The following is an 11539-nucleotide window of genomic DNA, read 5'->3' as shown; positions in this document are numbered from 1 at the left end:
CACGCCACAGCGGCTGCTCGACCGACATCCTCATGACTCTCTCGCGCTTGGCCATGCCCCCCACCCCACACTGCCGAAGCCGCCCCGGGCCGGCACCGGAGTCCGTACGTACTCAGCCGTGGCCGTTCGGACCCCGCCCGAGGCCCCGCCAGGAGAAAGAAAGTCCCCCTGCCACGCGGGCAGGGGGACTTCCGTACGTCCGAGGAGGCGGTCACGCCTTCTTGCGGCGGATCGCCAACCAGACGACCGTCGCGGCGCCGGCCGCCGCGAGCAGCAGGGTGCGGTGGTCGCGGGCGACGCGCGCGCCCTCGGCGGCCTGGTGACGGACGGGCTCGGGGGCCTTCTCGTCCCAGACGCGGCCTGCCTTCGCGGCCGTGTCGCGGGCCGTGTCCCGGACCTGGACGGCGGCCTGGGCCGCCTTGTCCTTGACGGGGTCCGGGACCTTGTCCTGCACCTTGTCCTGGACCGAGTGGGCGGCCAGGACCGCCTTGTCCTTCAGCTCGGTCGCCTTGGCCGCGGCCTGCTCGGCGACCTCCGCGCTCTTCTCCTTGGCCTTGGCGCCCTTCTCCTTGGCCCGGGCCTTCACGTCGGCCTTGTCGGCGAGCGCCTGGACGGTGTCCCCGAGCTCGGCGCGGGTCTGTTCGACCTGCTCGCGCAGTTCCTCGGGAGTGGCGGCGGTCTGCTCGCCGTCGGAGGGCTTGCTCATCGGTGGGCACTCCTCTTGATCTCGGCCACGTCGGCCTTCACGTTCTCGATCGCCTGTTCGGGCTTGGGCGGTGCCGCCCGGTGGACCTGCTTCTTGCCGTTCAGGGCCAGTACCGCGGCGACGACGCCCAGTACCGCCGTGACGATCAGCGCCGCGGCCCACACCGGCAGCGGAACGGCGAGGGCGGCGATCGCCGTGACCACCAGGGCCTCCAGCATCAGAAAGCCGACCACTCCCGCGCCGCCGAACAGTCCGCCACTCTTGCCGTAGCGCCTGCCCTTTTCCTGCATCTCCGCCTGCGCCAGACGCAGTTCGCCCCGCACCAGCTCGGTCAGCTGCTGCGATGCCTGCTGCACCAGCTCACCCACCTGGTGCGACCCGGACTCCCGTGTCTGCTCGTCGGTTCCCTCGACCTGCGGCCGCGCACTCGACACGGCGATCACCTCCTGCCCGTTTCCTCGGCCATGACCGGGACACTTCGAGGTGTCCCGGAACTCGGTCTGGAAGCGGGTACCCCGATCCGGGCACTTCAGGAGCCCGATCCCCGTCATTCACGATCCGCCCCCATTCCCCGCCGCGCGGTCACTCCCGATCGGCGAAGACGCTGGTGTCGAGGCGGTCGAGGAGGTCGGCAGTGTCGCGGTAGACGGCACGGGCGCCGGCCTCCTCCAGGTCCGCCCGCGGGATGCCGCCGGACAGGACCGCGACGGGGGTCGTGCCGTCCCGGGCGGCGGCCCTCATGTCCCAGACCGTGTCGCCGACGAACACGGCACGGTCGCTCGGCACCCCGGCCAGTTCCCTGGCCTGGGCGACGGGGTCGGGCGCCGGCTTGCCGTCGTCGACGTCGTCCGCGCTGGCCGCCCCGAGGATGACGTCGTCGGCTCCGATCGCCCGCCGCAGCGCCGCGAGTTCCGCACCGCTCGCCGAGGTCGCGAGGACGATCTCCCAGCCGCGGGCGGCCAGCGCGCGCAGCAGTTCGCGCGCCGAGTCGAGGGCGGGCAGCCGGTCGAAGTACGTCGCGTACAGGGCGTGGTGGGCGGCGACGAACTGCTCGTCCTGCCCGGTGTCACGGTCCTCGCCGAGCAGGTGCTCGATCAGGTCGCCGCCGCCGAGGCCGACGGCCCGGTGGATCTCACGCATGGGCACGCGGTGGCCGCCCTGCCGGAACGCCTCCCACCAGGTCACCACATGGAGGTGGTTGGTGTCGACGAGCGTTCCGTCGACGTCGAAGATCGCGGCGCGTTTCGTGCTCATCGCAGATGCCCTCTCCCTCTCACAGGTCTTCCGATCCCGGTTCGTCGCTCACAGTTCACGGAGGGCGGGGAGCAGCTTCCGCTCGGCCCATTCCAGGTACGGCTCCTGCTGGTCACCGCCGATCTGGACGAGCGCGACCTCGGTGAACCCCGCGTCGACATAGGGCCGTACGGCGTCCACGACCGCCTCGACGTCGTCGCCGCACGGGATGGACTCGGCCACGTCCTCGGGCCGTACGAACTGGGTGGCGCCCGCGAACGCGGTGGGGCCGGGCAGTTCGGAGTTGACCGGCCAGCCGCTGCCGAACCAGCGGAACTGGTCGTGGGCGCGGGCGACGGCCGCGTCCCGGTCGGTGTCGTAACAGATGGGCAGCTGGCCGATCTTGGGCTTGCCCGCGCCGCCGTGGCTCTCGAACGCGGAGATCAGTTCGGGCCTCGGTTCCGTGGCGATCACCAGGTCGGCGAGGTGACCCGCCAGCTCGCACGAGCGGTCTCCGGAGACGGCGACACCGATCGGCGGGGGCGCGTCGGGCAGATCCCACAGTCTGGCGTTCTCGACGTCGAAGTGGGCGCCGTGGTGGTTGACGTTCCCGCCGGCGAAGAGCGCGCGGATGATCTCGACCGCCTCCTCCAGCATCTCCAGCCGGACGTGGGCGGCCGGCCAGCCTCCGCCCACCACATGCTCGTTGAGGTTCTCGCCGGAGCCGAGGCCGAGGCGGAAGCGCCCCTCGGAGAGGAGCTGCATGGTGGCGGCCTTCTGCGCGACGATCGCCGGGTGGTAGCGGGTCGTCGGGCACGTCACGTACGTCATCAACGGAATGCGCTCGGTGGCCTGCGCCGCGGCACCGAGGACGCTCCAGGCGTACGGGGCGTGTCCCTGGGAGTCCAGCCAGGGGAAGTAGTGGTCGGAGGTGACGGAGAAGTCGAAGCCGGCGCGCTCGGCGCCGACCACATGGCCGACGAGCTCACGCGGCCCGGCCTGCTCCGTCATCATCGTGTACCCGATCTGCACCATGCCGCTCTCCTCCTCGTGGTGGGGCGCCGTTCGGGGCGCGCTGCGTTTCTCTGGCGGGCGGGCCGAACGTCCGCTCCCCGCCCGGGTGTCACCGTCGCGTGGACGCGCCTGTGCGCCGCCGCTCTACTGCTTCGTCCCGAGCCGCAGGTCGACTTCCTTCTCCTGGTCGCCGGAGGCCGAGCCCTGCTCCCGCACGGCGAACGAGCCGCCCAGCGCGTCACACAGCAGGTCGACGGCGACGTAGCCGCCCTGGAGCGTGGCGGCCACGGAGCCCTCCAGCGAGGTGGGTCCGGTGGGAATGCGCTCCTCGGTCGGCTCGAACTCGGCGGTCCACACGGCGTGCTGCTCGCCGGGCCGCTCCTGGAGCACGTCCTCCGCGGGCCGGTCGGTGGGGAACGCCGTCCGCAGGACGCCGAAGACGGTGGCTGCGTCCTCCTTGGACGCTCCGGTGAGGGACACGGTGACCATGAGGGTCACTCTCCTTTCTGCTCGGGTACGGCTCTGCCGAGGCGGGTGATGTGCGGCGCGCGGGTACGCCCGCACAACTGGCCTTCCGTCACCCGTTCGGCGGTGTCACGGCACGGCTCCAGGCAGGGGCCGCCTCTCCCAGCGTGGCCCGCCCGGGCACGGAGTGCGCGTTCACGGTCTTCACGGCGTTCTCGCTTCCTCCGGAGGGCATGGCACGGCTGGGCGTCCGACGCGAGTACCCCACCGGGGGACGATGATGTCGGTGATCACCGGCCGGTCCCGGCGGCCGATCGACGCGGGCGCCGCTCCCGGCGGAACCGTGGACATCGTGGCGCCCGGCCCGTCGGGCACAGCGGCTCACCTGGTGTTTGACTGCTGATGCCATGACGAGCGCGTCGAGGGGAGATCCGGTGCCGGCCCCGGACGACGACATACTGCTGCTGGAGGACGTCCTGTCCGAGCCGGGTGTCGCGGCCAGGGACTTCGCGGCCGTGGTGAGCCGCTGTGCCGCCGCCCTGGGGGTGCACCAGATCGTGGTGTACCTCGCGGACCTCCAGCAGCGTCATCTGATGCCGCTGACGGAGATCTCGACCCCCCTCGACATCGACGCCTGCCTCGCGGGCTGGGCCTACCGCACCCTCTCCTTGCGCGTCGAGGAGTCCCCCACGGGTGAGGTCATGGTCTGGCTGCCGCTGGTGGACGGCACGGAGCGGCTGGGCGTGATGTGCGTGCACTCCGACGCGGTGGACGCGGCGACCCTGCGCCGCAGCCGCTCGATAGCGGCCCTGCTGGCGATGATGGTGACGTCGAAGCGCGCGTACAAGGAGACCTTCGTCCAGCGCACGCGCACGGAGACCATGCAGTTGCCCGCCGAGATGCTGCGGGCCTATCTGCCGCCCCGGACGATCGGCAACGCGGATGTCATCTCGACCGCCGTACTGGAACCCGCCTACGAGGTGGGGGGCGACGCCTTCGACCACGCCCTGACCGCCACGACACTGCACGCGGCCATGCTCGACTCGATGGGCCACGATCTGGCATCGGGTCTGACGAGCGTGGTGACGCTGGCGGCCTGCCGCAACGCCCGCCGCACGGGCGCCGACCTGCCCGAGCTCGTCTCGTGCGTGGACGAGGCGCTCGCCCACTGGCTGCCGGACCAGTTCTGCACGGGCGTGCTCCTCCAGCTGGAACTGACGACCGGTGCGCTCCGGTGGATCAACTGCGGTCATCCGCCCCCGCTGCTCATCCGGAACCAGCGCCTGGTGGACGACGCGTTGGCCGCCGAGGCCGACCCGCCCATGGGGGCGCCCGCGACGTTGCTCGACGCTCCGCGCAGGGTGCACGAGATCTCCCTGGAACCGGGGGACCGGGTGCTGCTGTACACGGACGGTGTGACCGAGGCCCGTATGCAGGACGGCTCGCTCTTCGGTCTCGACCGGTTCGCCGACTCGGTCATCCGGGCGACGGCCGGAGGGGAGCTGGCGCCCGAGACGCTGCGCCGCCTCATCCACCGGCTCCTCGACTCGGAGCACAGCAAACTGCGGGACGACGCGACCATCCTGATGGTGGAGTGGAAGCCCGCCGCCGTCTGAGACCGTCACAAAAACGGCCTTCCCGGCGATCCACCGATAAAATGATGAAGCCGACTTCACCCCTGGTGTCGGCGACTCCTGTGTGGCGTGCGGTACCGGCGCCACACAGGAATTCCCCGCAGGATCCGGCTCGGCGAGCCGCAGCCGGCGCCGGCGAAGACGCCAACGGAGATCGCGTGTAGGCATCCTCGCGTGGGGCACTCGTCACGAAGAGTCGCATTTCTACACTTTTGCACCAAACATGCGATCCGGAGATGGCCCATGGGAACACCCGGACACAGCCCGCTCCTGACACCCCCCGGTGTCTACGCCCCGCAGGACGACACCGAACTCCTCCTGCGCGCGCTCGCACGCGAACGCGTCGACCCCTCCACCCACGTGCTCGACCTCGGTACCGGCAGCGGCGCCCTCGCGCTGCGGGCCGCCGGGCTAGGCGCCCGGGTGACCGCCGTCGACATCGCCTGGCGTGCCGTGCTCACGACGCGCCTGAACGCGCTCATCGCCCGCAGGCGGGTCACCGTCCTCCGGGGTGATCTCACCGCCGCGGTGCGCGGACGGACGTACGACCTGGTGGTCAGCAATCCGCCCTACGTGCCGTCGCCCGGCGCCCGACCGCCCCGGCACTCCCCCGCACGGGCCTGGGACGCCGGCCCCGACGGCCGCGCGTTCGTGGACCGCGTCTGCGACGAGGCACCCACCGCGCTGCGCACCGGAGGCGTGCTCCTGCTCGTCCACTCGGCCCTCTGCGGCACCCTCGCGACCCTGCGGAGGCTCGCCGACGCCGGGTTCGACGCCTCCGTCACCGACCGCGCCGTCATCCCGTTCGGGCCCGTGCTGAGCACACGCCGGGGATGGCTGCGCCACCAGGGACTGCTGTCCCCCGACCACGACGACCGGGAAGAGCTGGTGGTCATCCGTGCCCAGCACGCCTGAGCGACCGCGACGCGTCACCATGGACCGCGACGGGCCACTTCTCGTCGAGGGGCCGGTCGAGGTGGTCGACGAGGACGGCACGGTCCACACGTCGTGCCGCTTCCGCACGGCGATCTGTACCTGCCGCCGCAGCCGCATCCATCCGTGGTGCGACACCAGTCACCGCCGCCGGACGAAGCGGGAGACGCCATGAAGGGCCCCTGGCTCCCGGCCGCGCGCGGCGACCTGTCGGGCCCGCTCCTGTCGACGCTGCGCTACGGCACCCCGCTCCCCGCACCCGACGGCCTGGAGGAGGCGGACCCGTACGGCGACGACCTGCAGATCACCCTGTACACGCTGTACGAACTCCACTACCGCGGCTTCGCCGAGGTGCCCGACGAACGGGAGTGGGACCCCGGACTGCTCGCCCTGCGGCGGTCGTTGGAGCTGCGGTTCCTCCAGGCGCTGCGCGGCGATGTGCCCGTCGACCACAGCGCCGACACCGCACTCGACGAGTTGCTGGTGGAAGCGGTGGGCCACGACGACACGAGCGTCAGCCACCACCTCCAACGCGACGGCGAACTCTGGCAGTTCCAGGAGTACGCGGCCCTGCGCTCGCTCTACCACCTCAAGGAGGCCGACCCGCACGCCTGGGTCATCCCCCGCCTGCACGGCCGCGCGAAGGCCGCCATGGTGGCGGTGGAGTACGACGAGTTCGGCGCCGGCCGTGAAGAGGACATCCACGCCCGGCTGTTCGCCGACCTCATGGCGGACCTCGGTCTGCGCACGGAATACGGCCACTATCTCGACGCCGCTCCGGCCGAGGCGCTCGCCACCGTCAACCTCATGTCCCTGCTGGGCCTGCACCGCGCTCTACGGGGCGCACTGGTCGGCCACTTCGCGGCGGTGGAGACGACTTCATCCCCGGGATCGCGTCGCTTGGCCGCCGCCCTGCGCAGGATGGGCGTGGGCAAGGCCGCCCAGCGTTTCTACGACGAGCACGTCGAGGCCGACGCCGTGCACGAACAGGTCGTGCGCCACGACGTCGTCGGCGGCCTCCTGGAGGACGAACCCGAACTCGAACCCGACGTCGCGTTCGGTGTGCGGGTCACCGGCCTCCTCGAAGACCGGCTCGCCGCACACCTGTTGGCCTCCTGGCGGGACCAACGCAGCGCACTGCGTGTCCCGCTCGGCGCCCCCGCCTGACGTCGGGATCCCAAGCCGTCAGTTCTCGCGGCTCGACAGGACCTCCTTGACCTTGGCGATGGCGAAGCCCCACCCCTGCGACACGGTCGGCTTGCCGGGCACCGCCACCTCCTCCGGGTTGGTCAGCACGTCCAGCACGACCGGTCCGGGGGTGTCGAACGCCCGGCGCACGCTGTCGTGCAGGTCGGCCGGGTCGGTGACCCTGATGCCGGTCAGGCCGAGCGCCGTGGCGACGGCGGCGAAGTCGGGGTTGTCGAGCTCGGTACCGAACTCGGGCAGCCCCGCCTGCTCCTGCTCCAGCTTGACCATGCCGAGCCGCCGGTTGTCGAAGACGACCAGCTTCACCGGGAGTTGGTACGTCTTGATCGTCATGAGGTCGCCCAGCAGCATGCTGAGGCCGCCGTCGCCGCAGAAGGCGACGATCTGGCGGTCCGGCGCCCAGAGTTGGGCACCGAGGGCCTGCGGCATGGCGTTGGCCATGGAGCCGAGGTTGTAGGAGCCGATCAGGCGGCGGGTGCCGGTCATGGTGACGAAGCGCGAGAGCCAGACGGTGGCCATTCCGGTGTCGGAGGTGAACACCGCGTCCTGTTCGGCGTACTTGTCGACCGCGGCGGCGAGTGCCTCGGGACGGATCTCGTGGTCACGGTTGTCCAGGGCAGCGCGCAGTTTCCCGGTCCAGCGGCGTTCGTGGTCGGGTTCGGCCAGCCTCTGCTGGCCCTCCTGCCACTGCGTGAACCGGTTCCGGGCGTCGTCGAGATGGGCGCGGTCGGACGAGCCCTTCAGCAGGGGGAGCAGGCCGCGCAGCGTCGCGCCGACGTCACCGGCGAGGCCCACGTCCACGGGGACCCGCCGCCCCAGGTGCTCCTCTCGGGTGTCGATCTGCACGACCTTGCAGTCCTTCGGATACCAGTCGCGGTACGGGAAGTCGGTGCCCAGCATGAGGAGCGCGTCACCGTGGTCGAGGGCGTGCGCGGCGGCGGGGTTGCCGATGAGGCCCGTCTGGCCGACCTGGTAGGCGTTGTCGCCCTCGAAGCCCTCCTTCGCCTTCAGGGTCAGCACCATCGGGGCGGAGAGCAGTTCGGCGGCGTCGAGCACCTCGGCGCGGGCGTCGCGGGCGCCGCGGCCTACGAGCAGGGTGACGCGGGAGGCGCTGTTCAGGAGGTCGGCGGCCTCGGCGAGCGCGGGGTCGTCGGGGCGGGTGACGGCGCGGTCCAGGGCGAAGCGGGTCGGCCGGTCCTCCGCGAGTTCCTGGTCGCCGAGGTCGCCGGGGACGGTGAGGACGGCTACTCCGCCCTGGCTGAACGCGGCGCGCACGGCCGATTCGAGCATGCGGGGCATCTGGTCGGGCGAGGTGACGGTGGCGCGGTATACGGCGACGTCGCGGAAGAGGAGGTCGTTGTCGACCTCCTGGAAGTACTCGCTGCCGATCTCGGCGAGCGGGACCTGACCGCAGATCGCGAGGACGGGGGTCCGGCTCTTGGCCGCGTCGTAGAGCCCGTTGAGGAGATGGACCGAGCCCGGTCCGACGGTTCCCATGCAGACGCCGAGCGTGCCCGAGAGCTGCGACTGGGCCCCCGCGGCGAAGGCCGCGGCCTCTTCGTGCCGGCAGCCGACCCAGTCCACCTCGTCCGTGGTGCGGATGGCGTCGGTCAGGGGGTTCAGGGCGTCCCCGACGACCCCGAAGACGTGCCGGACGCCCAGTTCCTTGAGTGCGTCGACGATCACACGGGCGACGGTACGTGTCACAGGAATGCCCTTCGGTCGGGTACGCCCCCTTAGGGTGGCGCGGGGGGAGAGTTTCAGTGCGTGAAGCGGTCCGGGTGGGCCGCTTTCCAGTCGAGTGCCCAGCTGTCGGGGACCGATGCGAGGAGTTGTCCGGGTGTGAGCCATGCATGGAGTTCGGCGTAGGAGCGGACCGTGTGCGGGTCGACCCTCTGTACCAGCATGTGGGGGCGCAGTCCGTGCGGCTCGTCGACACCCATCGCGGCCATGATCTGCAGGGCGCTCTTCACCGTCGCTTCCTGGTAGCGGTGGACGCGCCGGGACTTGTCCTCGACGTCCACGGCCCGTCCGCGGCGTTCGTCCTGGGTGGCGACGCCGACGGGGCACGTGTTGGTGTGGCAGCGCTGCGCCTGGATGCATCCGACGGCGAACATCATGGCGCGTGCGGCGTTGGTGTAGTCGGCGCCCTGGATCAGGCGTTTCACGAGGTCACTGCCGGTGGCGACCTTGCCGCTCGCGCCGATCCTGACGCGGTCGCGCAGGCCGACGCCGACGAGCGCGTTGTGCACGGTCATCAGGCCCTCGCCGAGCGGCAGCCCGACGTTGTCGGCGAACTCCAGCGGTGCCGCGCCGGTCCCGCCCTCGGCGCCGTCGACGATGATGAAGTCGGGGGTGACACCCTCCTCCAGCATGGCCTTGCAGACGGCGAGGAACTGCCGGCGCGAGCCGACGCACAGCTTGAACCCGACCGGCTTTCCGCCGGCGAGTTCCCGCATGCGGCCCAGGAAGCGCACCAGTTCACGCGGGGTGCTGTACACGCGGTGGAAGGGCGGCGAGGTCACCGTCTCCCCCTGCGGCACTCCGCGGACCTCGGCGATCTCCGCGTTCACCTTGGCTCCGGGCAGGACACCGCCGATGCCCGGTTTGGCCCCCTGGCTGATCTTCAGTGACACGCACTTGACGTGCTCGTGCGCGGCCTTGTCGGCGAACTTCCGCTCGTCGAAGCCTCCGTCGTCCGTGCGGCAGCCGAAGTAGCCGGTGCCGATCTCCCAGACGAGGTCTCCGCCGGGCCGCAGGTGGTACTCGGACAGGCCGCCCTCACCGGTGTCGTGGGCGAAACCGCCGAGCCGGGCGCCCGTGTTGAGGGCGAGGACGGCGTTGGCTGACAGGGAGCCGAAGCTCATCGCCGAGACGTTGAGGAGCGCCATGTCGTACGGCTGTGTGCAGTCGGGTCCGCCGATGCGGACGCGGGGCACGTCCTCGGGCACCGGGCAGGGGGCCATGGACGGGGTGAGGTACTCGCTCCCGGCCCGGTAGAGGTCGAGTTCGGTACCGAAGGGCTCCTCGGCCGCGGTCCCCTTGGCGCGCTCGTAGACGATGCTGCGGGTGTCGCGGTCGAAGGGCCGGCCGTCGAAGTTCCGCTCGATGAAGTACTGCTGGAGTTCGGGGCGGAGTGCCTCCAGCAGGAAACGGAGGTGTCCGAGGACCGGGTAGTTCCGCAGCACCGAGTGCCGCCGCTGCACGAGGTCGTGGACGGCAACCACCGAGGCCACGAGCAGCGGGCCGGCCACGCACCAGTACCAGGGGGAGACGAGGACGGCGGCGACGAGGCCGCCCGCTGTCAGCAGGGCGAGCAGGACGACAAGACGTATCTTCAGCACGAGGTCCGTGTGTCCCCGAGTGCGCTCCCCAAAGCCCGTTCCGCGGACCGGCTGCTTTTCTTACTCTGCGTCTTACCTTTCGTCCCCCACCGTGCCGTCGAGGCGGAGCTGGCGCTCGAGCTCACCGCGGATCTCGGACGGCAGCTCGCCCGTGCGGGCCCAGTCGACGATCAGCTCGGCGACATGGCGCAGCTTGATGTTGGTGTTCTGCGAGATCGCCCGCACCGCGTCCCAGCCCTCGTCCGGGGTCAGTTGCCCGACGGCGAGGATGACGCCGATGGCCTGATCGACGACGGCATGGGAGCGCACGGCCTGCTTGAGCTGGAGGTTCTCGCCCTCCAGGCGTGTCACCGCGGCCGCCGAGGTTTCGGCGGGCAGCGGGGTCTGCTCGGTCGTGTCCGTGTCGGACGTCAACGTCGCCTCCGAAGTCTGAGGAGTCCGGCGCCAGTTCCCTTGGTTCTCTTGTCCATGAATCGCGGCGCCGTGCAGCCGACTTTCGAGAGTCGGACGCGGCGCCGTCGCTTTCAGTTGCCGGCAGGGGGTGCCGGTGTCGCCATCGGCCCTCTCTCGCGGTGCGCGTGCGCTTCCTGCGCGTCCGCGGGTGTGCCGCTGTGTCCGTTGTCGTCCTGGGCCATCAGCGCGAGCAGGTCGGCGACCGTCGGCCCGGAGTCGGCCGGGTGACGGAGGGCGGTCCCCTCCTCGATCCGGTACTCGTTCGAACGGCCGTGCCGGGTGTGCGTGAGATAGCCCCCCTCCTCCAGGTCAGCGATGATCTTTCCCACGGCCCGCTCGGTGAGCCGGCAGCGGGCCGCGATGTCACGGATGCGGGTGCCGCGGTCCTCGGCGATCGCGCCCAGCACGCGCGCGTGGTTGGTCAGGAACGTCCATCCGGTGTGTGACTCGGGTACTTCACGCATCTCCGTATGGTAGACACATTATTCCGGCACTGAAAAGGGTGAATTCCAGTTCCTGTGTCCGAGGGGCGTCTCGACGACGTCTCGACG

At 71.0% G+C, this 11539-nt stretch carries 13 protein-coding genes; 4 read left to right on the top strand and 9 right to left on the bottom strand.

Annotation, left to right across the window (positions count from 1 at the left end):
- Window positions 1-211: 211 nt before the first annotated feature.
- The 5 genes from AB0C62_RS28005 to AB0C62_RS27985 form a co-directional block, all read right to left on the bottom strand.
- The gene (locus tag AB0C62_RS28005; RefSeq protein WP_362977707.1) at window positions 212-706 is read right to left on the bottom strand and encodes a DUF3618 domain-containing protein; all 495 of its coding nucleotides are present in this window, start codon (window positions 704-706) and stop codon (window positions 212-214) included.
- On the bottom strand, window positions 703-1074 hold the full coding sequence (locus AB0C62_RS28000) for a phage holin family protein (protein ID WP_362977727.1): 372 nt from the start codon (window positions 1072-1074) through the stop codon (window positions 703-705). The genes AB0C62_RS28005 and AB0C62_RS28000 overlap by 4 nt, the downstream gene beginning before the upstream one ends.
- Window positions 1075-1288: 214 nt before the next feature.
- Window positions 1289-1960, bottom strand: coding sequence for an HAD family hydrolase (locus AB0C62_RS27995; RefSeq protein WP_362977706.1), 672 nt, complete (start codon window positions 1958-1960; stop codon window positions 1289-1291).
- 48 nt (window positions 1961-2008) lie between these two features.
- Window positions 2009-2974: an LLM class F420-dependent oxidoreductase gene (locus AB0C62_RS27990; protein ID WP_362977705.1), complete on the bottom strand. Its 966-nt coding sequence runs from the start codon at window positions 2972-2974 to the stop codon at window positions 2009-2011.
- 123 nt (window positions 2975-3097) lie between these two features.
- Window positions 3098-3442, bottom strand: coding sequence for a hypothetical protein (locus AB0C62_RS27985; RefSeq protein WP_362977703.1), 345 nt, complete (start codon window positions 3440-3442; stop codon window positions 3098-3100).
- 437 nt (window positions 3443-3879) lie between these two features.
- Here AB0C62_RS27985 and AB0C62_RS27980 point away from each other — a divergent pair, with 437 nt between their 5' ends.
- From AB0C62_RS27980 to AB0C62_RS27965, 4 genes are all read left to right on the top strand, one after another.
- Complete coding sequence (locus tag AB0C62_RS27980; protein WP_362977725.1) at window positions 3880-5034, top strand: PP2C family protein-serine/threonine phosphatase; 1155 nt, start codon at window positions 3880-3882, stop codon at window positions 5032-5034.
- A 261-nt stretch (window positions 5035-5295) separates the two neighbouring features.
- Window positions 5296-5967 carry a HemK2/MTQ2 family protein methyltransferase gene (locus AB0C62_RS27975; RefSeq protein WP_362977701.1) on the top strand — a complete coding sequence of 224 codons (672 nt, stop codon included), beginning with the start codon at window positions 5296-5298 and terminating at the stop codon, window positions 5965-5967.
- Complete coding sequence (locus AB0C62_RS27970; RefSeq protein WP_358820039.1) at window positions 5951-6160, top strand: CDGSH iron-sulfur domain-containing protein; 210 nt, start codon at window positions 5951-5953, stop codon at window positions 6158-6160. The genes AB0C62_RS27975 and AB0C62_RS27970 overlap by 17 nt, the downstream gene beginning before the upstream one ends.
- The gene (locus tag AB0C62_RS27965) at window positions 6157-7152 is read left to right on the top strand and encodes an iron-containing redox enzyme family protein (protein ID WP_362977698.1); all 996 of its coding nucleotides are present in this window, start codon (window positions 6157-6159) and stop codon (window positions 7150-7152) included. The genes AB0C62_RS27970 and AB0C62_RS27965 overlap by 4 nt, the downstream gene beginning before the upstream one ends.
- Before the next feature lie 18 nt (window positions 7153-7170).
- Here the strand turns inward: AB0C62_RS27965 and AB0C62_RS27960 are convergent, their stop codons facing one another.
- The 4 genes from AB0C62_RS27960 to AB0C62_RS27945 all read right to left on the bottom strand — a co-directional run bounded on the left by AB0C62_RS27960 (window position 7171) and on the right by AB0C62_RS27945 (window position 11452).
- Window positions 7171-8898 (bottom strand): thiamine pyrophosphate-dependent enzyme, encoded by a 1728-nt coding sequence (locus AB0C62_RS27960; RefSeq protein WP_362977696.1) that lies wholly within the window; start codon window positions 8896-8898, stop codon window positions 7171-7173.
- A 53-nt stretch (window positions 8899-8951) separates the two neighbouring features.
- The gene (locus AB0C62_RS27955) at window positions 8952-10532 is read right to left on the bottom strand and encodes an FMN-binding glutamate synthase family protein (RefSeq protein WP_362977723.1); all 1581 of its coding nucleotides are present in this window, start codon (window positions 10530-10532) and stop codon (window positions 8952-8954) included.
- Between the two features lie 75 nt (window positions 10533-10607).
- Window positions 10608-10913, bottom strand: a complete 306-nt coding sequence (locus tag AB0C62_RS27950; RefSeq protein WP_362977721.1) for an ANTAR domain-containing protein — start codon at window positions 10911-10913, stop codon at window positions 10608-10610.
- Window positions 10914-11059: 146 nt separating this feature from the next.
- A complete protein-coding gene (locus AB0C62_RS27945) occupies window positions 11060-11452 on the bottom strand; it encodes a helix-turn-helix domain-containing protein (protein WP_362977694.1) in 393 nt (130 codons plus the stop codon).
- Between the last annotated feature and the right edge of the window lie 87 nt (window positions 11453-11539).

The sequence above is a fragment of the Streptomyces sp. NPDC048643 genome, assembly GCF_040650615.1.
GTDB lineage: Bacteria > Actinomycetota > Actinomycetes > Streptomycetales > Streptomycetaceae > Streptomyces.
Note: the sequence above shows the minus strand (reverse complement) of the source record. Positions and strands in the feature narration are given on the sequence as shown.